This window comes from Corynebacterium sp. USCH3 (assembly GCF_037619475.1).
GTDB lineage: Bacteria > Actinomycetota > Actinomycetes > Mycobacteriales > Mycobacteriaceae > Corynebacterium.
This window is the reverse complement of sequence record NZ_JAQPZT010000006.1, coordinates 67,152-89,057: the sequence shown is the minus strand read 5'-3', so window position 1 is coordinate 89,057 and position 21,906 is coordinate 67,152. Positions and strand designations below refer to the sequence as shown.

The window sequence follows — 21,906 nt, the reverse complement described above, 5'->3', positions numbered from 1 at the left end:
ACCACCACGAACCGACCCGCGCATGTCCAGGTGGGAGCTACTGGGCGGTCCAGGCGAACTCGGCGGCGTCGTAGTCGTCACTGATGATGTCCTGGTCGATCATCAGGTCGGCGATGTGCTGCAACGCCGCCTCATCCATCTCGGTGAAGAAGACCGGCATCGGTATGTCCTGGGCGGTCCCCTCGTCCATCTTGGCTATGGACGGGATCCAGTCTCTCCAGGCCTGTTCGTTGGCCAGGATATCCTCGTTCGCGGCGTACAGTGCCCGGGCGAATGCCGAGGCTGTGTTGGGGTTGCTGTCGAGGAAGCGCTTGCTGGACACGATGTTCGATGTCGCGATCTCGTTGTTCGGGCCGTCAGTCAGGTCGATGATCTGACGCATCCCGGCAGCCCACGCTGCGCTGAGGAACGGTTCGGGTGAGTAGCCGACGTCAATCGCCCCGGACTGGACACCCGTGAGCATCTCGGTGAAGGGGACCTCGATGAATGTGGGTGTGACGTCCACACCCAGGGACTTGGCGAGTGCGTTGAACGTGACGTCACCGGTGTTGTTGGTGTTGTTGATGCCGATGGTCTTCCCGTCCAGGTCCTCGATCCCCCGGATGTCAGAATCCGGGTTGACGTACATTGCGATGGAGTTGTCCGCCGATCCGCTCACCAGTGCGGCCGTCTCGATCGGCATGCCGTTGTCGGTGGCACTGACGGTGTTGAACGTCGTTGAGGTGGTGAAGTCGAGTTCACCACTGGCCACCATCTGCGCACCCACGGGTCCGCCCTGCACCGGCTCGATGGAGACGTTGAGGCCCTCGTCCTCGAAGAACCCGTTCTCGTCGGCCCACCACAGCGTGGAGTAGTCGGCGAGCGGCAGTGCGCCGACGCTGATATCGGTCTGCTCGATGCCGTCGGGGCCGGCGCCTCCGGTCGAGGAGTCAGCGCCTCCTCCGCAGGCGGCGGCGGTGATCAGAAGAGTCGCCGCGCCCACCGCACCGACCGCTCTCGTTGTCTTGAACATGCTTCCTCCAGAAGTCGATGCGACGCACGGAACCCCGTATGCCGCGCGTGTGATCAGGTGTGATGGATTTCCGCCGCCGTGGCCGACGGGCGGAGCAGTGACGTGACCCGGGCACGGATGTCGATGAACTCCTTCGAGGTCTTGGTGTTCAGGTGGTCCCGTGGACGTTCCAGCCCGACGTCGATCACCTCGGCCACGACACTCGGCGGTTTCGACAGCACCACGATCTGGTCCGCGAGGTAGACGCTCTCGTCGATGTCGTGGGTGACAACCAGGACGGTGACCCCCAACCTGGCCTGGATGGTCATCAACAGGTCCTCCAGGTCGGCGCGGGTCTGGGCATCCACGGAGGCGTACGGTTCATCCATCAGCAGTAACTTCGGCTGCGAGGCGAGAGCGCGGGCGATCGCCACCCGTTGCTGCATGCCACCGGACATCTGCCACGGGTAGAGCTGCTCCTTTCCCGCCAGACCGACGGCGTCGATGCTTTCCCTGACCCGTCGCCGCCGCTCCTCCGCCGGCAGGCTGCGGATCGGGAAGGCGATGTTCTTGTCGACGCGCATCCAGGGGAACAGGGAACGCGAGTAGTCCTGGAAGACCATCGCCAACCCCTCGGGAACGCCGTTGACCTGTTCTCCCTCGAAGACGGCGGTACCCTCGCTGGGTTTCTCCAGCCCGGAGATCATCCGCAGCAGCGTGGATTTCCCGCAGCCGGACGGCCCGACGATCACCGTGATCTTGTGGGCGGGGACGGTGGCCGAGATGGACCGTACCGCCAGATTCTCGCCGTACCGTTTGGACAGTCCGTCCAGTTCAAGCTCCGGGGGAGCGACGGTGGCCGTTGTCGTTGTCGCAGTTGTGTCAGTCATTTTGAGCAGTGACTCCTCTGTGCCACGCCAGGACGCGGCGTTCGATGGTCTTGAAGATGACGTTGAAGACCACACCGATGATGACCAGCATGATCAGGACGGCGAAGAAGGTCCCGAAGTCGAAGTTGCGTTGGGACTGGATGAGCAGGAAGCCGAGCCCGTTCTCCGAACGCTGCAGCTCCGAGATGATCATCATGATCAACGAGTAGGACATGGAGGTGCGGATCCCGGCGAAGATCTTGGGCGCGGCGCCGGGGAGGACGATGAAGACGAGGACCCGGTGCGCCGGGACACGGAAGACCTGCGCTGCCTGTGAGCGTGTTTCCCCCACTGCACCGACGCCGTCGATGGTGTTGAGCAGGACAGGCCACACCACGGCGAACGCGATGAGGAAGATCTTCGGGGCGTCCCCGATCCCGAACAGGAAGAAGAAAACGCCCAACAGTGCGGGAGACGGCAGTGACCGGCCCAGGTGCACCAGTGGTTGGAACAGCCCGGTGAGGATCGTGGACATTCCCAACGCGACACCGACAACGATGCCGATGATGATCGCCAGTCCGAGACCGACGAGCGCACGGTAGAGGCTCGGAAGTGTGTGTTCCACCACGGCGTCGCCGAGAATGAACTCGTCCCAGAAGGTCCGGACCGCCTCGGACGGAGCAGGGACGAAGAGTCCGCTGGTCGTGCCCAGTGACACGATCCACCAGACGACGACGATGAGGATCGGTACGCTGAGCCGCAGCAGGACGGTCCGTCCCACGGCTGCTGTCCGGGATCGCGGGCCGCCGGACCTCGGTGACTGAGGGGCTGCGGCAGCCAGTCGTCCCCGGCTGCCGGTGTGCCCCGGAGCCGCCTCCGTCGTTCCTGTCCCGGCGGGTGGACTTTCCGCCGTCCGGGGAGGTGTGTTGGTCAGGTCGGTCATTGTTCCAGCCCTTTCTTCCAGGCGAACAGGAGAGAGTCGGCCTGCGCGAGCACCAGGTTGACGATCACGCCGATGATGCCGGCGATGACGGTCGCCGCGTAGACCGCGTCCAGGTTCACGGCATTAGCCGACTGGGTCAGGATGAAGCCGCCGATACCCGACCCGTCCCCGACGAGGAGTTCAACCGACACCGCAACGAGCAGGCCGATGGACGCCGAGATGCGGATACCCGTGAACGCGAAGGGGAGGGCGGCGGGGATCTTGATCCTCGCCAGGATCTGCATGCTGGTGAGACCGAAGGTACGGGCGGTGTTCACGGACGTCGGGTCCACTCCTCGCACCCCGTACATCGTGTTGAGCAGGATCGGCCACACACAGGCGAGCGCGACGGCGATGGACAGGGACATCATCCCCCGGCCGGCCAGAAGCACGAGGATCGGCGCCAGGGCGACCGACGGCAGCACGCGGAACGCCTCCACCGGCCATTCAAAGGCCGTGTGCCAGGCGGGGAAGGCGCCCATCAGACCGCCCAGCGCCACACCGGCGATGCAGGCCAGGAGCATCCCCAGCCCCCACTCCCCCAGCGTGAACAGGACTTCGCTCCAGAAGGCGGAGTCGGGCAGGAGGTCGATCGCGCCTCCGATGACCTGACTCGGGATCGGCAGTCCTTCGGTGGTGATGAGGCTGGACCGCAGGATCAGTTCAGCGACGAGCCCACTGCCGACGACGCCGACGACGCCGAGGCCGACTGCGCCGGGAGTGGAAAGGGGGTCACGTACGACCTTCACTGGTGGCTCCTCTCTCTCGTCGGCAGGGCGAGCGGGACGTTCCACGCGTCGTAGTCGTACAACCAGTCGGCCTCGTCACCGGACTTGAGCCAGTCGTTGGCGCGTGAGGTCACCTGGATCCGGGCGGTACGGTCATGACGCGCGTCCTCGTAGGCCCGAAGACGCGCAGGCACCGGCACGTCGCTGCCTTCCGTCAGGGCCCGGCACAGCACCACCGCATCCTCGATCGCCTGGCCGGCACCCTGCGCCATGAACGGTGTCATGGGGTGACACGCGTCCCCGAGCAGAGTGGCCCGGTTGTCACTCCACCGCTGCATCGGGTCGCGCACCCGCAACGCTGATTTCATCACCTGGTCGCAGGCCCCGAGGATCTCGGTGACCTCGGGATGGAAGTCGGCGTACTGTTCACGGAACTCCGTGACGTTGGCCGTGGTGGTCCACGACTCCGCGGTCCACTCCTCCTCCCCGGCCGTCGCGAAGACGAAGAGATCCTGTCCGCGGTTCAGGGGGAACGTGACCAGCTGACGCTCGGAGTCGGGACCCCACCACTTGGTGAACGAGTCCAGGTTCGGTACGCCAGGCAGTCGGGGGCCCGGGACGACCGTCCGGTAGGCGACGAGCCCGGTGTACTCCGCATCCTGTTCCCCGAAGAGACTGTCGCGTACCACGGAGTGGATACCGTCCGCGCCCACCAGGGCGTCCGCCTCGACGGGCGGTTGTCCGCCGCTGAAGTGCAGCCGCACACGGTCGCCGAGGTTCTCGACATGGTCGAGTCGGTGCCCCAGGTGGAGCACGCCCTCGGGGAGCAGTGCGCGGAGCGCGTCGAGCAGACTGGCGCGGTGCACCGTCAGCTGCGGTGCCCCGTACCGTTCCTCCGCCGAATCCCCCATCGGGAGGTCGGACGTGACCTCTCCGCTGTCCCACCGACGGCTCAGCCGTCGCCGGGGTCGGGCACCCGTGGTCCGGAGTGTGGCGCCGAGTTCGGAGTGCAGCCCGTCGAGAGCGCGTGTCGAGTTCGGTGTCAGGTTCACGTCTGCACCGACCTGCCCGAACTCCGGAGCCTGTTCGTACACTGCGACGTCCACGCCGCGCTGAACCAGGCCCAGTGCCAGTGCGAGTCCGCCGACCCCACCACCTGCGATTGCTGTCTTCATTCTCTTCTCCTTGAGTCTGCAGGAACCGGTGGTGTCGTCATCCGCCGGTCGTCCTGTTACGCGGTTGCAGCTTTTGTTTCGGTCGTGCTCCGGGCCCCGGTCTGCCTCGCCCGTGCACCGCTGGACGCGCCGCTGTTCGCCATCGCCTTCGCCTGGCGCTTCGCCTGTTTCCGGAACAGCCGACGGATCCGCATCACCCCGAGGTCGTGCTGGTACAGGTTCTCGGCGGCGTCGGCGTCCGGCGCCATCCCCTCGAGCATGACCCGGTCCTGTTCGAGCACCTCCCAGTGCCGCGGTTCCAGGGTGGTCTTGTACAGGAAGCGCCAGGCATCCCGGAGCCAGCCCGACACCTTCCGGTACCGCCAGAAGAACACTCCACAACTGGTCGCGTCGATCGGGATGACCATGCCGACGATGCCGAAGGCACCACCGGGGCCGGCCGACGGCGGGTACGGGATGGAAAGGTCGACCCAGTCGGCACCGGTGTCGCACAGCTCCACCCAGTCGAAGTTCACGCCGACCTGGTCGGTCTTCTCGAAGAAGAACCCCCGGTCAGACTCTCGGATCTGGAACTTCGCCTTCGTATCGCCCTCCGACATCGAGTGTGAGTCGTGGTGGAGGAACGTGCCGTGCATCGGGTCGAGCAGGTTCTCCAGGCCGAAGCGCCAGTTGCAGTCCCACTCGGCGTAGCAGAGGAACGAGGAGATCCTGTCGTCCGTGAGCGGGTCCGGGAAGACCAGTTCGGCGGGTTCCGCGTCGGCGTCGGTACCGAACCATGCGAAGACCGCACCCGCGTGTTCCCGGACGACCGGGGCAGTCACCAGACGCTGTCCTTCGATCTCGCACCCGGGCATCCCCGGTACGGCCCGCACAGTTCCGGTGCCGTCGACCTGGACACCGTGGTACTTGCATCCGACGCGGTCACCCAGATGGGTGGCCTGACTCAGCGGTGCGCCACGATGAGGGCACCGGTCCTCCAGCATGCTCACTTTTCCGGCGGTGTCGCGGTACAGGATCCAGTCCTGCCCGAGCCGGCGGAGCTTCTCGATCCGTCCGGGCTGGATGAAGGAGGACGGGCACACCGCGTACCAGCGGTCACGGAGACCGTTCAGGTACAGGAAGTCCTCGGTGATTTCGGGGCTGTAGTAGTTGGCCATTGGTCATTCACTCTCCCAGTCGTGCCATTTCGTTGCGGAAGCTCTCTGCGGTCCACGGGACGCCGCCCGGGCCGGGGACGTCGGCGTCGTTCAGTCCTTCTGCCAGGGATTCGGGCGAATCGCAGCCGGCGGCGAACAGGTGCTCGACAGCATGCGCCAGCTGCAGTTCGTAGTTGGACGGTGCGCCGTCCCTGGCCTGTGTCGGTTCGAGGTATCGGGTCATGGCCGTGAAGTCCTTTTCAGGTTGGTGGTGGCAGGTGTGGATGGTGGACGGTGTGTCAGATCTCGAGTTCGAGGACGTCGGACTTCGCCCGGGAGACGCAGATGAGCATCGTCTCCCCGGAGTCCCTCTCCTCGGACGACAGCAGGGAGTCCCTGTGGTCGGGGACGCCGGAGATGATGTCGGTTTCGCAGGTTCCGCAGGTACCCTCCCGGCAGGAGTGGGGGACGTCGATCCCCGCGGCCTCAAGTTGCTCCATGATGGTGCAACCGACCGGGACGTTCACCTCCACGTCACTGTCGACGCAGCGGACCGTGAACTCACGCTCGCCCTCGGGCGGCGGCTCGACGCTCCTGGCGACGAAACGTTCACAGTGGAAGGTGCCGGCGGGCCAGCCGTCCGCCCTCTTCTCGACGGCGTCGAGAAGACCCCCGGGTCCGCAGACGTACACGTCCCGGTCGCCGCTGTCCACGCCGTCCAGGATGGTGTCGAGGTCGAGTACGCCGTCCCGGTCGTCGGAGGTGACGGTGACCTGTCCGGACAGTTCGCCGAGCTCGTCGAGGAACGCCATCGAGGCCCGGCTGCGTCCGCCGTAGTAGAGGTGGAACTCCCGGCCGGTGGCGGCGGCTGCCCGTGCCATGGCGAGAACCGGGGTGATCCCGATCCCTCCGGCGATGAGGATCAGAGGCTTCCCGTTGTCGCTGACCTCGAAGTTGTTCCTGGGTTCGGACATCATGACCTCGTGGCCGGGGCGCAGGACGTCGTGGACATGGCGGGAGCCGCCCCGGCCCACCACCTCCCTGAGGACACCGATCCTGTAGTGGCTGGTGTCGTCCGGGTCGCTGCACAGGGAGTACTGGCGGACCAGACCGTCACCGACCCTGACGTCGACGTGCGCGCCCGGCGTCCACTCCGGCAGGTCACCGCCGTCCGCCCGGATCAGCTCCAGGGAAAGCACCCCCTCGGCCTCGACCCGCATCGAGCGAATCATCACGGGGATCGTGCACAGGTCACTCATCGTCGCCCACCTCCGCCGACTCGTTGTCGGGAACGGTGACCGGCGGGGTGAACGGTGCCGGCATGTCACCGTAGGATGCGAGGTCGACCTCGACAACCACGGCGGATCTCAGTGCCACGGCGTCGCGCAGGACCTCACGGACCTCCTCCGGTGAGCCGATCCGTGCGTAGTCGAGCCCGCAGGCCGCGGACAGCAACCTGAAGTCAGGTGTGGTCAGGTCGACCCCGGCACGGTCATTTCCCATGGAGTCCTGCATGTTCCGCAGCACCCCGTACCCCGAGTCGTTGAACACCAGCAGAATCAGCCAGGGATCCTCCTGCGCCAGGGTGAGGATTTCACCGAGGTGGACGGCCAGGCCCCCGTCCCCGCAGATGGCGACGACGGGCTGGCCGGGCACCGCGGCCGCGGCTCCGATGGCCATCCCCAGCCCCTGGCCGATGCCACCGCCACGGGGGAAGATGTTGACCTCGGGTGCGGGCACCGGCAACAGCCGGTTGCCCCAGGAGCTGGACGCGATCGTGACGTCGCGGGCGATCGGAGACTCCGCTGGAACGACCTCCCGGATCGCGTCGACGAACTCCGCGTGTGCGCCGATGGCAGTGCGTTGACGACTACGGCACTCCTGCCTCGCTGTCTCGACACGGCCCCGCCAGTCCTTGTCGGAGCGGAGCCTGCCGCGGTTCTCGACCAGGTAGCCAAGGACAGCCGCCGCGTCACCGTGCACACCGGCAGTCGCCGGATACACGCGACCGATGGCGTCCTCGTCCTGGTCAACCTGGATGTGCACGGTGGGCATCTCCACGGAGTAGTCGGAGGTCTCGTTGGACCGGAAATGGGTCCCGATGGTCAGGAGGCAGTCCGCCTCGCCGAGCAGTTCACGTCCGACGGGACTGGAGGCGTAGTTCCCGACGCACAGGTCGTGGTCCTCAGGCACCGCCCCCCGTCCGGAGTTGCTGGTGATGACACCCGCACCCCAGGACTCGCACAGTGTGGTGACGAGTCGGCGTGCCTCACGTCCTGTGGCACCGCCTCCGAGCCACAGCAGCGGCCGACGGGCGGCGGAGAGCAGTGAGAGCATGCGGTCGAGTTCGGCGTCGGCAGGTTCGCAGGCGCCGACCGGGGCGGGCAGGTCGTCCCGTGGGGTCCCCGGGTCACTCGTCGCGGCGAACTGGAGGTCGATCGGCCATTCCACACTGACGGGTCCACCGACCGCATCCGCTGCGAGACAGGCCGCGTTGCGCAGGACGGAGGCTGCTTCGTCGGCGCTGGTAATCGTGTAGGCGGCACGGGAGACGGCGTCCAGCATGCCTTTCTGGTCCCGGGTCTCGTGGATGAATCCGCGCCCCGACCCGAGATACTGGCTCTGGATCTGGCCGGTGATGTGGAGGACCGACGTCGCCGAGCTCAGCGACTCGATCAATGATCCGGCGGCGTTACCTGCCCCGGTACCGGTGCTCGTCAACGCGCACCCGATGGTGCCGCTGGCACGGGCGTACCCGTCGGCGGCATTCACTGCCGCAGCTTCATGGCGGACAGGGACGAAACGGAGTCGGCGGGACACCTCCTCCACCAGAGGGAGGTTATGGACGGAGATGACGCCGAAGACGGTGTCCACCCCGGCGTCCGCCAGGACGTCGGACAGGAGCTCTCCACCGTTGCGGTATGTGGTCGGGGATGTGGAATCAGACATATCGGTTTACTCCTCCGGCGACGTCGATGGTTGCGCCGGTGATATAGGACGCGCAGGGCGACAGTAGGAATGCGATGACAGGGGCGACCTCGTCCGCCCGCCCGAACCGTCCCAGGACAATGCCCCGGTCGTTGGCCACCTCCCGGGAGAACGCCTCGTAACTGGGGTAGTCGCTCATCTGCTCGTAGCGCCGACGCCACTGCCCGGTGTCGATGAGGCCGAGGCAGACCGAGTTCACCCGGATCCGGTCGGCTGCCAGGCTCTGTGAGAGCGATTTCGTGAGGTTCAGCAGTCCGGCACGCGCTGCGGAGGTGGCGGCGAGCGCAGGTTCGGGTTGACGGGCGAGGACGGCGTTGAGGTTGACCATCGCCGGGGACTCCGCCTCCGCCATGAGCGGAACCAGGTGCTCGACGCTGTTCAACACCGGTGTGAATTTCAGGGAGAGTTCGTCCTGCCAGTCCTCGGTCGTCATGTCGGCGAGCGGAACCATTCTGGATCCCCCGGCATTGTTGACCAGGCCGTCCAGGACCCCGAAACGGTCCCCGACCGTCGCAGCGAGGGCGCGCATGTCGCCGTCGGAACGAACGTCACAGCGCACGGCGGTGACCAGGTCCGGTCGGGCGAGTCGGGGAAGTCCACGCCGCAGTCTGTCCACGTCCCGGGCACAGGTCACGACATTCGCTCCTTCGCGCGACAACGCGTCGACCGTCGCCAGTCCGACCCCGGAACTCCCTCCGGTGACGACGAAGGTTCTTCCGCTGAGATGCAGGTCCATCGTCCGTCCCTCCTTTCAGTGTTGATGCAACCGCCGTGGGTTCAGCGGAAGACAAATCCTCCGTTGACCAGGATCTCCTGGCCGGTGATGTAGCTGCCCTCGTCGTTGAGGAGGAGCCGGACCACACCGGTGATGTCGTTCGGTTCCTGGTCCCGGGGCAGGACGCGTTGGCGGCGGTACTCGTCATGCCGCTTCTCCGGTACCTTCCGGGCCGACTCCGAGTGCGTGAGCCCCGGTGACACGGTGTTCACGGTGACCCCGTACGGCCCGAGGTCCGCGGCACTGGCACGGGTCAGCGCAGCAAGTCCACCCTTGGACGAGATGTAGTGGGCCAGGTTCGCGGAACCGTTCGTCGCGGCATCGGAGCCGATATTCACGATGGAACCGCCTCCGGCCTCGATGATCAGCGGCGCGACGGTCCGGGTCACCAGGAAGGTGCCGCGCAGGTTGACCGACAGCACACGGTCCCAGTCAGCGACCGGTATCTCGTGGACCGGGGATCCGCCGACCCCGTCCGCCAGCGCCGCGCAGTTCACGAGGCCGTGGAGCGGACCGGCTTCCCTCAGGTCTTTTCCGAGTTCGTCGACCGACTCCGGGTCCGAGATATCCACGGCCACCGGAGATGCCGATCCGCCGGCGTTGATGATCCGGCGCGCGGTGTCCTCCACCGCGTCGTACCGGATGTCGGCGACCCAGAGGTGCCAGCCGCACCGGGCGAGATCCAGGGCGATTGTCCGTCCGAGGCCCCGCCCTGCGCCGGTGACGAGTAGTGTCCGTGGAATCGTCATCGTGCTCAGTCCCTGGTGATCCCGTACATCGCGGACGTCTCGGGGTACGTGGGGATCTCCGGCTTCTGCGCGCCGATGATGACGCAGAAGAGGGCCGGCTTGTCCGTGTTGTTCTTCAGACTGCGGGGCACACCGGCGGGGACGACGATCATGTCCCGGTACCCCAGGGTGCGGGTCACGACGTCGGTGCCTCGGTGGACGCTGACGTCAACCTCACCCTCGAGGACGAAGAAGGCCTCTTCAACGTCATTGTGGGTGTGCTCGGGTCCCTCGGCACCGGCGGGGAGCAGCATGTTCGAGAAGGTGAACCCACGGGACTGGATCGTCCGGGAGTCGGTGTCGTGGTTACCGGTGGCCCCGGAGCCGACGTAGCGGATCTGGGCGCGGGCGAACTGGTCGCCCGCCTTCGTCTGGAAGTTGAGCGTGTCCCAGTCTTCGTAACGGGAATCACGCGTGAGGACGAGCGAGTCGGTGAACTCCTCCAGGTTGGAGTTGTCGTAGGTGAGTTCTGCGGTGGATGTCATGGTCTTGTGCCCTTTCTGGTGGTTCGCCGTTACGGTGCCGCAGCAGCGAGTGGGGTTGACTTGCGGTACTTCTCGGACTCCCGCATTCGCTCGGCGATGAGAGCGAACGAGGAGACCCAGCTGGTGAAGCTCTCCGGGGCTTCGAGGTTGGCGAGGTGGCCTGCGTCGCGGATCTCCACTCCGACCGCCCCGGGGATCCCTGCGATGAGCGGGACCGCCGCCTTCCGTCCGGTGACGGTGTCCTTCTCACCCCACAGGACGAGGGTGGGGCTGGTGACCCCGGAGAGGTCGCCGGTGTTGTCGGTTGTCGCCATGGATTCGGCGGCGTACCGGTAACCGGGGAGACGGATCGAGTTCGCCATGAGGGACACCGCCCGACCTCTGGTCATCTCGTCGGCGTCCGGCGAGACGAGTCGGACCGCCCGTTGCCGGGCGAACTCCTCCACGCCGGTGCTCTCGATGTCACCGGGCCGCGCACGCATGCCTTCAGCCTGTTCCGCACTGGTTCCGGACCCGACAGTGGAGGAGCCCAGGATCAGGCCCCGGACAAGATCAGGGTGCCGCAGCGCGAGCCGTGTGGCGATGACCCCACCCCAGGACATTCCGACGACGTGGGCGCCGTCGGTGAAGGACGCCCTGATGCACTCAGCCGCGGCATCGGCGAAGTCGTCCATGGTCATGGGCCCGTCCGGGTCATCCGACCGTCCGTAACCCGGCGCGTCCCAGGTGACGACACGGTGTTCCTCCGCCAGCAGCGGAAGTTGACCGTGGAACACGTCGCCGGAACTCCCGATACCGTGGAGCATGAACAGGGGGATTCCCTCACCGGTCTCCGTGAGATGGATCCCGGGTGGGCCTTCCCTCACGGAGGGACCCGAATGTGTGGTCATCGTCGTCATCCTTTCGTCAGCTGGCTTTGTCCGCCGGAAGCAGGTGGAAGGAACCCTCGTCGGGCACACCCGCCATGTGGGAACGGACGTCCTTGCTCGGCGGGCCGGCGGTGCCCCAGGTGTCGGACAGTTCCGGTGTCCGCCGCCACACCTTGCACAACCACTGGTCCTCGTCGACCTGGGCGATCTCGGAGGTGTACTCACAGACCAGCCCTGCCGGATCACCGAAGTAGGAGAAGGTGTTGTCCCCGGGGCCGTGCCGCCCCGGGCCCCACAGAGGGGTCATCCCGGTCTGTCTGAGCCTGCCGATGCCGCGCATGAAGTCGTTGACGGTCGGCATCTCGTAGGCCACGTGGTTGACGGACGCCCACTCCGCCTGGTTGAAGGCGATGCAGTGGTGGTCGGTGTTGCACCGCAGGAAGGCCATCTGGTGCTCCGACCAGTCGGACACCCTCATACCCAGGACATCGCGGTAGAAGTCCACGGACTTGTCGATGTCCGCGGTGTTCAGCACGACGTGCGCGATGTTCTTGGGGATCGCGTCGCTGGTGTACCTCTCCGGTACAGCCCAGAAGTCGGCGAGCAACTCGATGAGGCGGCCCTCGGGATCGAGGAAACTGACGCTGTAGCCTGCGCCTGCGTTGTCTGCGGGACCGGGGCCGAAGACGATCGGGATGTTTCTCGCGTCGAGACGGCGGGCGGCCTCGTCGACCTCGGCCGGGGTGCCGACGGCGAAGCAGATACGTCCCAGACCGTTCTTCGGGGCGTCGGTCAGCTGGAGGATATGGTGCTCGGACCCGGTCCCCCGGAGCCACGAACTCCCCTCCTCCTGTTCAACGACGTCGAGTCCCCATGCACCCGAGTAGAAGTCGGCGGAGTCGGAGAGCGCGCTGGTGCGCAGCTCCACGAAGCGGACCTTTCGCAACTGCGCGATGGGTGGCTGGTAGGCGGTGGTCATGATGTCTCCTTCTGTGGTGATTGGTCGCTCAGTGCTTTCCCCAGGTCATGGGGTTCGAATCGAGTCCCCAGTAGAGGCTCTTCCGTTTCGAGTACTCGGCGAGGCCGTCCATTCCCTTGTCCACCCCCAGCCCGGAGTCCTTGAACCCGGAGAACGGGGTGGAGATGCTGAACTGCTTGTAGGTGTTGATCCAGACGGTGCCGGCATCGATCGCTGCGGCGAGACGGCGGGCGCGGAGGAAGTCGGGCGTCCAGATGCCGACGGCGAGGCCGTACACGGTGTCGTTCGCCTGGGCGACGAGATCGTCGTCATCCTCGTAGGGGAGACAGACGAGGACCGGACCGAAGATCTCCTCCTGGCAGGTGGCGCTGGAGTTGTCGAGACCCTCGATGACGGTGGGTTCGTAGTACGTGCCGGCGGCACATGCCGGATCGTCCGGGGCTTTCCCGCCACAGAGGACGGTGCCGCCCTCGCTGCGGGCCCGGTCCACGTACCACGCCACTGACTCCCGGTGTCTGCGGTGCACGAGCGGGCCGACGTCCGTGTCCGGGTCGACCCCCGGCCCGATGTGCAGGGCACGGGCGCGCTGGACGAGTTCATCGACGAAGTCCCGGTAGATGGACTGGTGGACGAAGAGCCTCGATCCCGCGATACAGCTCTGCCCGCTCGACGAGAAGATGCCGAACAGGACACCTTGGAGAGCCTGTTCGATGTCCGCGTCCTCGCAGACGACTGTCGGGGATTTCCCGCCGAGTTCCAGCGTCGTCGGGATAAGGCGCTCAGCTGCCTGGTGCGCGATCAACTTTCCTGCGGAGGTGCCACCGGTGAAGGAGATCTTGGCGACCGCGGGGTGGCCGGTGATGGCGTCACCGATCACCGAGCTCTTCCCCGGGAGCACCGTGACCAGACCTTCCGGAAGACCGGATTCCACCACGAGCTCCATCAGCGCCATCGCGACGAGTGGTGTCCACTCCGCCGGTTTGAGGACGACGGCGTTTCCTGCGGCAAGGGCAGGCGCGATCTTCTGGGCGTCCGAGGCGATCGGAGAGTTCCAGGGGGTGATCGCCGCGACGACCCCGAGCGGCTCAAGGACGCTGACCGTCTGCCACGGACCGCGTCGTGGGGTGACGGACTCCTCACGGGATTCCACGGCCGACGCGTAGTAGCGGAACGTACCGGCCGCACTGGCAACGAGCTTGCGGGTCTCCGACAGGGTCTTACCGGTATTCAGCGTCTGGATGGTGGCCAACCGGTCCAGGTTGTCCACCATGAGGTCCGCGATCGTGCGGAGGTATCCGCCACGCTCATGCGGCAGCAGATCCTTCCACCCCGACTCCAGGAAGGCCGCAGAAGCCGCGTCGATGGCCTGCGTCGCCTGGTCGGCGGACATCTGGTGGACCGTCTGTACCGCCTGCCCCGTGGCCGGGTCGACGACCGTGAAGGAACCGCCGTCGCCGGTGACCCACTCGCCGCCCAGCCGGAATGCGTCAGTGACGAGCGGAGGTGTGGGGAGCTGGGTGTCTTGGGCCGCCCCCTGGCTCGCCCTCTCGGTCGTGGTGGTCACGTGGTCAGCTCCTCTTATGTCCGCTTGATTACTTACCGCTTTACTATTTTGCGCAATGTTATTGGCGTCGCCGACGGCACTCAATAGCCGCGACGGGACATTCCCCCGGCAAAACCACCTTCTTAGGGTCAGCTCCCCCTAAGAAGCACTGTTCAGCACTAAGATATTAATCGGAAAGAAATATTTCGCCGATCGTCGCCGTCCACCCCCATCAACTACCCCCGGGGCGGTGTCGTCCTCCAGCAGAACGCCGGCACGATAGTCCCTGAACTGGTGATACACCGGCGCAACAGACCCGATAGCCGTCCTCCGTTCCCCCGGACACCGGACGGGGGAATGCGGCTGTCGGCATAGGTAAACTCCACCGGCACCGGTGCCCGGCACCCACCCGGCACCCACCCGGCACCCACGACAGCGAAAGCACAGACGATGACAGACGACGCGACCGGCGCACCCCACGACACCCACTTCTATGAGCCGGGATCCGGCACCGGACTCCCCCACTCGCCGTTCAACGCGATCATCGCACCGCGTCCGATCGGCTGGATCTCCAGCCAGTCGGCCGAGGGCGTGCCCAACGTCGCGCCATTCAGCTTCTTCAACGCCTTCAATTACGAACCGCCGATCATCGGCTTCGCGAGCAACGGCCCCAAAGACACCCTCGCCAATGCGGAAACGACGGGGGAATTCTGCTGGAACCTCGTGACGGACGGACTTGCCCCGGCGATGAACAGCACCTCGGCGGCAGTTCCCCCGGACGTCGACGAATTCGCCGTGGCCGGATTGACGCCCGGCGCCTCACGAATCGTCGGGGCACCACACGTCGCCGAGTCCCCCGTCGTCTTCGAATGCCGGACTACGCAGGTCGTCCCGCTCCAGACCCTGACCGGCACGGTCACGGAGACCCGCGTGGTCTTCGGCGAGGTCGTCGGCGTCCACGTCGCCCGGAGACTGCTGGTCGACGGGATCTACCAGACCGCGCTGGCGAAACCCGTCCTCCGGGCCGGCGGGCCGGGGGACTACTTCGGTCTCGACCCCGGGCACAAGTTCACGATGCAGCGTCCGGACGGACCGGTGGCGACCACGTAGGTCACCAGGGAAATCATTCCCCCCGCTCTCCGACGTCACGGTCAAGCGAGATGAAGAGCTTGCGGAGCAGATCGGCCAGCTGCTGACGGTCTTCGCCGTCCAACCCGTCGAGCAGTTCCGCCTCCCTGGCGAAGTGCTGACGTGAGACCCGGGCGATCAGCGCCTCGCCCGCCTCCGTGAGCCGCACGCTCACGGCCCGGCGGTCCTTACGCCCGCGGATCCTTTCCACCAGCCCCGCATCCTCGAGCCGGTTGAGGCGCAGGGACACCCCACCGGACGTGACCAACGCCTGCTCCGACAACTGCGAAGGAGTGATGGACGCCCCCTTCCCCGCTCTCTTCAGCGACGCCAGAACATCAAAGCCGGCCTGGTTGATGCCGTACTCCTCGAACGTCTCACTGATGATGTGACTGTAAAGCAGGTAGGTGCGGTGCAGGCGGCCGAACACTTCGAGAGGACTGACGTCGAGGCCGGGGTCGACGACGCCCCATTGCTCGACAATGTGGTCGACATAGTCCGCCTCCCCCTCAGACTTCATTCGCCGCCGTCCGGCGTCACGGCGATAGCGTCAATCTCGACGGAGGCACCGTAAGGAAGCCTGGAGACCTCGAGGAACGTCCGGGCAGCACCGGTGGCCGCGAAATTCTCACGGAACTGCTGGTTGGCCTCCTCCCGGAGCGACAGGTCGGTGACATAGTAGGTCAGTTTCACGACGTCGTCAGGGCGCCCGCCGGCAGTCGCCAGTCGCTCTGTCATGCGCTGCAGCGCGGCGTCCAACGACTCCCTCCGGCCAGGAACCGGACGGTAGTCGGCATCGACTGACAGTGCTCCGGAGACGTAGATATGGTCGCCCGCCCGTTTCGCGGGGCTGTACGGGTGGTCGGTGGACACGTCGGACATGGCTGCCTCTCCGTCGGGTGGTGGTCGCAAAGTATCTTAGCGAATAAACGCTTAGTCAGCAATAGTTCCCCTCCGCTAACCGAAGAAGTGTGACCACGCACGAGAGACGACACCGAGCCTGGATGCCCGCGAGTCGGATCAACTCACGGACACCAGGCTCGGTGTCGTCTGCCGGAGGCGCTGCGCCGGCCTCAGTTCAGCGCCACGTACTTCGCCTCGAGGTACTCCTCGATCCCCTCCGTACCGCCTTCGCGCCCGAAACCGGACTGCTTCACGCCGCCGAACGGTGCGGCGGCGTCGGAGATGGCACCGCGGTTGATGCCGACCATGCCGGCCTCCAGGTTCGCCGCGAGGTACTGGGCGTTCTCCAGGGAGCTAGCGAACCCGTAGGCGGCCAGACCGAACTCGGTGTCATTCGCCATCGCCACGCCCTCCTCCAGGGTGGAGAAGGTGGTCACCGTGGCGACGGGGCCGAAGATCTCCTCGCGCAGGATCCGGGCGCCCGCCGGGACGTCCGTCAGAACGGTCGCCGGGTAGAAGTGACCCGGGCCGTCCGGCACCTCACCGCCGGTGGTGACCGTCGCCCCGGCGTCGACGGCCTCGGACACGAGGGCGGCGATACCGTCGCGCTGCTTCGCGGTGATCATCGGGCCGAGGGTGGTTCCCTCGTCCATCCCGTGCCCCATCGTCACCTGCGACATGGATTCGGTGAGGCGCTTCGTGAACTCCTCGGCGATCGAGGCGTCGACCAGGAAGCGGTTGGCCGCGATGCAGGCCTCGCCACCGTTGCGCATCTTCGCCGCCATCGCGCCGGTGAGGGCGAGGTCGAGGTCGGCGTCGGCGGCGATGACGAAGGGAGCGTTCCCGCCGAGCTCCATGGAGGTGCGCAGCAGCTGGTCGGCGGACTGGCGGACCAGGGTCGCGCCGACCGGGGTCGACCCGGTGAACGTCACCTTACGCAGCCGGCCGTCGGCCATGAGGGTCTCGGAGATCGCCCCGGAGTGGGTCGACGGCACGATGGTGACCAGCCCGGAGAGGTCACCGAACTCGTCGCTGATCTCCTCGAGCGCCTGCCGGATGACCTCACCGACGAGGATCATCGTCAGCGGGGTCTCTTTGGCGGGCTTCACGACCACCGGGCAGCCGGCCGCCATGGCCGGGGCGATCTTTCGGGTCGCCATCGCCAGCGGGAAATTCCACGGGGTGATCGCCAGGACGGGGCCGACCGGGTGCTTCGAGACGAGGATGTGGCCGTTGCCGGCGGGCGCCTGCGTGAAGCGTCCGGGGATGCGGACGGCCTCGCCGGCGAACCAGCGGAAGTAGCTGTTGCCGTAGGTGACCTCACCGCGGGCCTCCGCCAGCGGCTTACCCATCTCCAGGGTCATCGTGGTGGCGAAGTCCTCGGAGCGTTCGTTGATGATCTCGAAGACGCGGGCGAGTACGTCCGACCGACGCTGCGGCGGGACCTTCTCCCAGATCTTCTGGGCCTCGACGGCTCGGCCGAGGGCGTCGAGCGCATCGTCGGCACTGCGGTCGGGGACGGTGACGAGCACATCGCCGGTGGCGGGGTCCTCGACGTCGAAGGTGCTGTCGGCGTCAGCCACCTGGCTGGTGAGCAGGTCGGTCAGGTCGGACGGGAGTGTGCGGTTGGTCATGGCTGCTGTTCCTCCTGTTTCTCTCTCCACTACTTGCCTACACCGTTGTCGCGGATGGCGTCGGCGAGCACGCCGAGACCGTCCCTGAGCAGGTCCTCGGTGATCACCAGCGGCGGCAGCAGGCGGACGACGTTGCCGTCCATGCCGCAGGTCAGGATGAGCACACCGGCGCTCTTGCAGGCCTCGGCGACAGCCTTGGTGGTGGCGGCGTCCGGACGTCCGTCGGCGTCGACGAACTCGAGGGCGATCATGGCGCCGCGGCCACGGACCTCGGCCAGGCCGATCCCCGGTGCGCCGACCAACGGGTCGAGGACCTCACGCACGATCTGCTCGATCTCCTTCGCCCGCCCGTTGAGGTCGAGGGTCTCCATCTGGTCAATGGACGCGAGCGCCGCGGCGCAGGCGACGGGGTTGCCTCCGTAGGTGCCGCCGAGCCCGCCGGGGTGCGGGGCGTCCATGATGTCGGCCCGTCCGACGACTACGGACAGCGGCATGCCGCCGGCGACACCCTTGGCGATGGTGACCAGGTCGGGGACGACGCCTTCATGGTCGGAGGCGAACCAGTCGCCGGTGCGGCACAGGCCGGCCTGGATCTCGTCGGCGACGAAGACGACGTCGTTGGCGCGGCACCAGTCCACGATGGCGGGCAGGAAGCCCTCGGCCGGGTCGATGAACCCGCCCTCACCCTGGATGGGCTCGATGACGACACAGGCCAGGTTGGACGCTCCGACCTGCTGCTCGAGGGTGATGATCGCACGCTCGGCGGCCTCGGCGCCGGTCAGTCCGTCGCGCAGCGGGTAGGACACCGGGGCGCGGTAGACCTCGGGCGCGAAGGGGCCGAAGCCGGACTTGTAGGGCATGTTCTTCGCGGTCATCGCCATCGTCAGGTTGGTCCGGCCGTGGTAGGCGCGGTCGAAGACGGCGACACCGTTGCGTCCGGTGTAGCTGCGGGCGATCTTCACGGCGTTCTCCACCGCCTCGGAGCCGGAGTTGAACAGCACGGTGCGCTTGTCGTGGTCGCCGGGGGTGATCTCGGCGAGTTTCTCGGCGATGCGGATGTAGGACTCGTACGGCGAGATCATGAAGCAGGTGTGGGTGAAGTGCGAGGCCGCCTCACTCACGGCCTCGACGACCGCCTGGTTGGACGCACCGACGGTGGTGACGGCGATGCCGGACGCGAAGTCGACGAAGGAGTTCCCGTCGGCGTCGACGAGGACACCTCCGTCAGCGTCGACGATGTAGTTCGGCAGGTTCGGGGTCACCGCCCGGGGGACGACGGCGTCGCGACGGGCGGCGAGCGCGGTGCTCTTCGGCCCGGGGCCGGTGGTGGTGAGCGTGCGCTCCTGCGGCAGGCGGTAGGTGAGGTCCTTCATCGGGAGGCTCCTTCGCGTTCTTCTCGGGGTCTGGCCGGGTTACTGGACGCCATTATGCGCCGCGGGAAGACCTCGCCGACATGGACATGATGTCGAACTTTATCGGTGAGAATGTACATTTGGTCCATGTCCGACGAGCTTCCACTGTCCTGGCTGCGCGCCCAGCACTCACTCGACCTGCGCCCGGTCGGTGATACACATGTGCCAGGGGCCGGATTCTCCGTGATCCAGCCGACCGAGCTGACCGACCCCCGGGAGTTCCTGCAGCCCCACGCCGTCGTCCTCACCGTCGGCGTGGCGCTGACCAGCGAGAGGTCCGGGGAGGACGACCCGTTCCCCGCCTACGTCCGACGCCTCGCGGACGCGGAGGTCACCGCGGTCGGTTTCGGCACCGGCCTGTTCTTCCCCACCGTCCCGTCCTCCCTGGTCGACGCGGCACGGGACCACGGCATCGCCGTGTTCGAGGTCCCCCGCCACACCGCGTTCATCTCGATCCTCAACACGGTCCTGGAGGAACGGGAGCGGCGCAGTCGCCGTGACCAGGAGCATCTCGTCGTCGTGCAGGAACAGCTCAGCGCCGCCGCGGTCGACGGCGGCCTCGAGGCACTGCTCGACGCCACCGCGTCACAGCTGGACGCCGCAGTGGCGGTCACCGACAACGACGGACGCGTGCACGGCCGTCGGAACCACGGGGACTACGCCGCGACAACGCCGGCGCGCGGCCAACTCGCCAGCGGGGCCGACCACACCGACGGGGTGTGGCGGTTGACGCAACGCATGACGCTGCAGGGCGAACGGTTCCATCTGATCACGGTCGCGGCAGCGCACCCCTTCAGTCCGCATGACCGGTCAGTGGTCAAGCATGCCGCGGGTCTGGCGGACATCCTGCTGCAGCGTCCGGCGTACCTGCGCAGGAGCAGGACGGAGCTGAACACCCTGGCGTTGCAACTGCTGCTGGGCATCGACGGGGAGAACCGGTCGATGGGTGGCATCCTCGACGAAGCCTCGGACAGCGACGGGCAGGTGCGCCCGGTGGTCGTCGCCGCCGACCGTCACCAGGAGCTGGACAAGGCACTGGCCGATGCGGACCGACGGGCCGCCCGAACGGGCCGGCACATGTTCGTCACCGGGCTGGACGCCGCACCGTCCACCGCCGCGCTGCTGCTGTTCCGCGGATCCCGCTCCGTCGACAGCATCGCCGACTCTTTCGGGGATACCGCACGAGCGATCAGGATCGCGGTCGGCGAGCCCGTGGCCTGGAGCGACGTGACGATGGAGCGCGTCCGACGCCTGGAGACCGCAGCCCGGTCGCTGACACCGGGCAGCCACGTGGGACCGTACGAGGCGGGCACGGACTGGCTGGAACAGACGGCGGTGCGTTCCGCGTTGGACCAGCGGGCAGCCGAGACGGTGGACAGACTCGCCGGGGGCGGTACAGGGGACGACCTGTCGACGACCTTGCTGACCTGGCTCCGTTCCGGCGGCAAGATCGCTGCGACGGCGGAGGCCCTGGGGGTGCACCGGCACACCGTCCGCACCCGCCTCGACCGCATCGCGCAGATCTGCGAGGTCGACCTGGACGATCCGGTGGTGCGCGCCGAACTTCTGCTCGTCGCGGTGACGCGGCGGTGACGGCCGTCCACTCACGGCATGGACCTTGCGGTATCGATACGTCGTCTCGTTGTCACCACGGCAACAGACGTGGCCCCGCAGAGCCCCTGTCAGCTGAGTCACCACAGGGGTCAATAAACGGCCGATCCATGACCTGGGCGGTGGCTCAGATGACAATGAGATGGAAGAGACGACGGCAGACTCCGGGACGCTACCCCGCCAGCGCGACCGTCCGGCCGATCAGCGCCTCCAACCCCCACTCGAAGGGGTCGTCGGCATAAGGGTTCACGGTACCAACGGGCCGGTCGGTGACCCGTGCCGTGAAGGTCCGGACGACGCGCTGGAAGGTCGGGGCATCCTCCTCCTCCGGAGCCGAGGAGAAAATCTCGGTCGGGGCATTCGCGTCCATCGCCGACCCGTACAGGAAGGACTCGAAGGCGATGACCACCGACACCACCCGGTCGTCCGGCACGCCTGCGGCGAGCAGTCCACCGGCCACCGTGTCGTACATCTGCCGGGTGGCGGGTGCGCCGGACACCGGCATCGTCGCAATGAGGGGAACGAGCTCCGGGAAGGCCGCGAAGACGTCACGGTAGGAGCACGCCCAGTGCCTCAACGCGTCCGGCAGATCCGCGGTGGCCGCTGGACCCGGAGTTCGGACCAGGCTCCCCAGTGCCGAGGCGTCCACCCCGGACATCACCGCGTCCTCGACGAGGAGCAGCAGGTCCGCCTTGTTCGTGATGTGGTTGTAGAGGGCGGACACGGACACCCCCAACCGGTCGGCAAGGCGTTTCATCGTGAGACGCCGTTGACCCTCGTCGGTAACCAACGCGAGTGCGGCATCCGCGATCCGCGCACGGTCGAGCACCGGTGCCGTGGGCCGGCCGGCACGGCGCCCCTTCTTGTGGTCCGTTCGACTCTCCGTCACAACTGTCCAGGCCTCTCCAAC

At 66.8% G+C, this 21,906-nt stretch carries 22 protein-coding genes; 2 read left to right on the top strand and 20 right to left on the bottom strand.

The genetic code is table 11. From position 1 onward, the window contains the following. Positions 1–37: 37 nt before the first annotated feature. The 15 genes from PQI66_RS13205 to PQI66_RS13135 form a co-directional block, all read right to left on the bottom strand. Positions 38–1,012 (bottom strand): ABC transporter substrate-binding protein, encoded by a 975-nt coding sequence (locus tag PQI66_RS13205; RefSeq protein ID WP_339998991.1) that lies wholly within the window; start codon positions 1,010–1,012, stop codon positions 38–40. A 53-nt stretch (positions 1,013–1,065) separates the two neighbouring features. Further along, a complete protein-coding gene (locus tag PQI66_RS13200; RefSeq protein ID WP_339998990.1) occupies positions 1,066–1,881 on the bottom strand; it encodes an ABC transporter ATP-binding protein in 816 nt (271 codons plus the stop codon). After that, the gene (locus tag PQI66_RS13195) at positions 1,874–2,641 is read right to left on the bottom strand and encodes an ABC transporter permease (RefSeq protein ID WP_339998989.1); all 768 of its coding nucleotides are present in this window, start codon (positions 2,639–2,641) and stop codon (positions 1,874–1,876) included. Before PQI66_RS13195 ends, PQI66_RS13200 begins: the two co-directional genes overlap by 8 nt. Positions 2,642–2,799: 158 nt before the next feature. Further along, positions 2,800–3,591 carry an ABC transporter permease gene (locus PQI66_RS13190; RefSeq protein WP_339998988.1) on the bottom strand — a complete coding sequence of 264 codons (792 nt, stop codon included), beginning with the start codon at positions 3,589–3,591 and terminating at the stop codon, positions 2,800–2,802. Beyond that, a complete protein-coding gene (locus tag PQI66_RS13185) occupies positions 3,588–4,745 on the bottom strand; it encodes an FAD-dependent monooxygenase (protein WP_339998987.1) in 1,158 nt (385 codons plus the stop codon). The genes PQI66_RS13190 and PQI66_RS13185 overlap by 4 nt, the downstream gene beginning before the upstream one ends. A gap of 56 nt (positions 4,746–4,801) precedes the next feature. Continuing rightward, the gene (locus PQI66_RS13180; protein WP_339998986.1) at positions 4,802–5,902 is read right to left on the bottom strand and encodes an aromatic ring-hydroxylating dioxygenase subunit alpha; all 1,101 of its coding nucleotides are present in this window, start codon (positions 5,900–5,902) and stop codon (positions 4,802–4,804) included. Between the two features lie 7 nt (positions 5,903–5,909). Continuing rightward, positions 5,910–6,125, bottom strand: a complete 216-nt coding sequence (locus PQI66_RS13175; protein WP_339998985.1) for a recombinase-like helix-turn-helix domain-containing protein — start codon at positions 6,123–6,125, stop codon at positions 5,910–5,912. A 55-nt stretch (positions 6,126–6,180) separates the two neighbouring features. Further along, on the bottom strand, positions 6,181–7,140 hold the full coding sequence (locus tag PQI66_RS13170) for a PDR/VanB family oxidoreductase (RefSeq protein ID WP_339998984.1): 960 nt from the start codon (positions 7,138–7,140) through the stop codon (positions 6,181–6,183). Continuing rightward, positions 7,133–8,830, bottom strand: a complete 1,698-nt coding sequence (locus PQI66_RS13165; RefSeq protein ID WP_339998981.1) for a thiamine pyrophosphate-binding protein — start codon at positions 8,828–8,830, stop codon at positions 7,133–7,135. The genes PQI66_RS13170 and PQI66_RS13165 overlap by 8 nt, the downstream gene beginning before the upstream one ends. After that, a complete protein-coding gene (locus PQI66_RS13160; protein ID WP_339998980.1) occupies positions 8,823–9,605 on the bottom strand; it encodes an SDR family oxidoreductase in 783 nt (260 codons plus the stop codon). Before PQI66_RS13160 ends, PQI66_RS13165 begins: the two co-directional genes overlap by 8 nt. A gap of 41 nt (positions 9,606–9,646) precedes the next feature. Beyond that, entirely contained in the window at positions 9,647–10,393 is a 747-nt protein-coding gene (locus PQI66_RS13155) for an SDR family NAD(P)-dependent oxidoreductase (protein ID WP_339998979.1), read from the bottom strand. Between the two features lie 5 nt (positions 10,394–10,398). After that, positions 10,399–10,917 carry a cupin domain-containing protein gene (locus tag PQI66_RS13150; RefSeq protein WP_038545550.1) on the bottom strand — a complete coding sequence of 173 codons (519 nt, stop codon included), beginning with the start codon at positions 10,915–10,917 and terminating at the stop codon, positions 10,399–10,401. Positions 10,918–10,946: 29 nt separating this feature from the next. Next, a complete protein-coding gene (locus PQI66_RS13145) occupies positions 10,947–11,807 on the bottom strand; it encodes an alpha/beta fold hydrolase (protein ID WP_339998977.1) in 861 nt (286 codons plus the stop codon). Positions 11,808–11,823: 16 nt separating this feature from the next. After that, on the bottom strand, positions 11,824–12,765 hold the full coding sequence (locus PQI66_RS13140; RefSeq protein ID WP_339998974.1) for a VOC family protein: 942 nt from the start codon (positions 12,763–12,765) through the stop codon (positions 11,824–11,826). A gap of 28 nt (positions 12,766–12,793) precedes the next feature. Further along, positions 12,794–14,329 carry an aldehyde dehydrogenase gene (locus tag PQI66_RS13135; protein ID WP_445228036.1) on the bottom strand — a complete coding sequence of 512 codons (1,536 nt, stop codon included), beginning with the start codon at positions 14,327–14,329 and terminating at the stop codon, positions 12,794–12,796. Positions 14,330–14,758: 429 nt separating this feature from the next. Here PQI66_RS13135 and PQI66_RS13130 point away from each other — a divergent pair, with 429 nt between their 5' ends. After that, a complete protein-coding gene (locus tag PQI66_RS13130; RefSeq protein ID WP_339998972.1) occupies positions 14,759–15,418 on the top strand; it encodes a flavin reductase family protein in 660 nt (219 codons plus the stop codon). A 13-nt stretch (positions 15,419–15,431) separates the two neighbouring features. Here PQI66_RS13130 and PQI66_RS13125 read toward each other — a convergent pair whose 3' ends face one another. The 4 genes from PQI66_RS13125 to gabT all read right to left on the bottom strand — a co-directional run bounded on the left by PQI66_RS13125 (position 15,432) and on the right by gabT (position 19,346). Further along, the gene (locus PQI66_RS13125) at positions 15,432–15,956 is read right to left on the bottom strand and encodes a MarR family winged helix-turn-helix transcriptional regulator (RefSeq protein WP_339998971.1); all 525 of its coding nucleotides are present in this window, start codon (positions 15,954–15,956) and stop codon (positions 15,432–15,434) included. Continuing rightward, entirely contained in the window at positions 15,953–16,318 is a 366-nt protein-coding gene (locus PQI66_RS13120; RefSeq protein ID WP_339998970.1) for a RidA family protein, read from the bottom strand. The genes PQI66_RS13125 and PQI66_RS13120 overlap by 4 nt, the downstream gene beginning before the upstream one ends. Positions 16,319–16,509: 191 nt before the next feature. Next, positions 16,510–17,973, bottom strand: a complete 1,464-nt coding sequence (locus PQI66_RS13115; protein WP_339998968.1) for an NAD-dependent succinate-semialdehyde dehydrogenase — start codon at positions 17,971–17,973, stop codon at positions 16,510–16,512. 29 nt (positions 17,974–18,002) lie between these two features. Beyond that, positions 18,003–19,346 (bottom strand): 4-aminobutyrate--2-oxoglutarate transaminase, encoded by a 1,344-nt coding sequence (gene gabT / locus PQI66_RS13110; RefSeq protein WP_339998966.1) that lies wholly within the window; start codon positions 19,344–19,346, stop codon positions 18,003–18,005. A 126-nt stretch (positions 19,347–19,472) separates the two neighbouring features. On the opposite strand from gabT, the gene PQI66_RS13105 reads away from it, so the two are divergent. Further along, positions 19,473–20,978 (top strand): PucR family transcriptional regulator, encoded by a 1,506-nt coding sequence (locus PQI66_RS13105; RefSeq protein ID WP_339998964.1) that lies wholly within the window; start codon positions 19,473–19,475, stop codon positions 20,976–20,978. 190 nt (positions 20,979–21,168) lie between these two features. On the opposite strand, the gene PQI66_RS13100 is transcribed toward PQI66_RS13105, so the two are convergent. Next, the gene (locus PQI66_RS13100) at positions 21,169–21,885 is read right to left on the bottom strand and encodes a TetR/AcrR family transcriptional regulator (protein WP_339998962.1); all 717 of its coding nucleotides are present in this window, start codon (positions 21,883–21,885) and stop codon (positions 21,169–21,171) included. Between the last annotated feature and the right edge of the window lie 21 nt (positions 21,886–21,906).

Coding starts and splice junctions, on each gene's coding strand:
- PQI66_RS13205 (WP_339998991.1), bottom strand. CDS start 1,012: ATGTTCAAGACAACGAGAGCGGTCGGTGCGGTGGGCGCGGCGACTCTT.
- PQI66_RS13200 (WP_339998990.1), bottom strand. CDS start 1,881: ATGACTGACACAACTGCGACAACGACAACGGCCACCGTCGCTCCCCCG.
- PQI66_RS13185 (WP_339998987.1), bottom strand. CDS start 4,745: ATGAAGACAGCAATCGCAGGTGGTGGGGTCGGCGGACTCGCACTGGCA.
- PQI66_RS13180 (WP_339998986.1), bottom strand. CDS start 5,902: ATGGCCAACTACTACAGCCCCGAAATCACCGAGGACTTCCTGTACCTG.
- PQI66_RS13175 (WP_339998985.1), bottom strand. CDS start 6,125: ATGACCCGATACCTCGAACCGACACAGGCCAGGGACGGCGCACCGTCC.
- PQI66_RS13170 (WP_339998984.1), bottom strand. CDS start 7,140: ATGAGTGACCTGTGCACGATCCCCGTGATGATTCGCTCGATGCGGGTC.
- PQI66_RS13165 (WP_339998981.1), bottom strand. CDS start 8,830: ATGTCTGATTCCACATCCCCGACCACATACCGCAACGGTGGAGAGCTC.
- PQI66_RS13160 (WP_339998980.1), bottom strand. CDS start 9,605: ATGGACCTGCATCTCAGCGGAAGAACCTTCGTCGTCACCGGAGGGAGT.
- PQI66_RS13155 (WP_339998979.1), bottom strand. CDS start 10,393: ATGACGATTCCACGGACACTACTCGTCACCGGCGCAGGGCGGGGCCTC.
- PQI66_RS13150 (WP_038545550.1), bottom strand. CDS start 10,917: ATGACATCCACCGCAGAACTCACCTACGACAACTCCAACCTGGAGGAG.
- PQI66_RS13145 (WP_339998977.1), bottom strand. CDS start 11,807: ATGACCACACATTCGGGTCCCTCCGTGAGGGAAGGCCCACCCGGGATC.
- PQI66_RS13140 (WP_339998974.1), bottom strand. CDS start 12,765: ATGACCACCGCCTACCAGCCACCCATCGCGCAGTTGCGAAAGGTCCGC.
- PQI66_RS13130 (WP_339998972.1), top strand. CDS start 14,759: ATGACAGACGACGCGACCGGCGCACCCCACGACACCCACTTCTATGAG.
- PQI66_RS13125 (WP_339998971.1), bottom strand. CDS start 15,956: ATGAAGTCTGAGGGGGAGGCGGACTATGTCGACCACATTGTCGAGCAA.
- PQI66_RS13120 (WP_339998970.1), bottom strand. CDS start 16,318: ATGTCCGACGTGTCCACCGACCACCCGTACAGCCCCGCGAAACGGGCG.
- PQI66_RS13115 (WP_339998968.1), bottom strand. CDS start 17,973: ATGACCAACCGCACACTCCCGTCCGACCTGACCGACCTGCTCACCAGC.
- gabT (WP_339998966.1), bottom strand. CDS start 19,346: ATGAAGGACCTCACCTACCGCCTGCCGCAGGAGCGCACGCTCACCACC.
- PQI66_RS13105 (WP_339998964.1), top strand. CDS start 19,473: ATGTCCGACGAGCTTCCACTGTCCTGGCTGCGCGCCCAGCACTCACTC.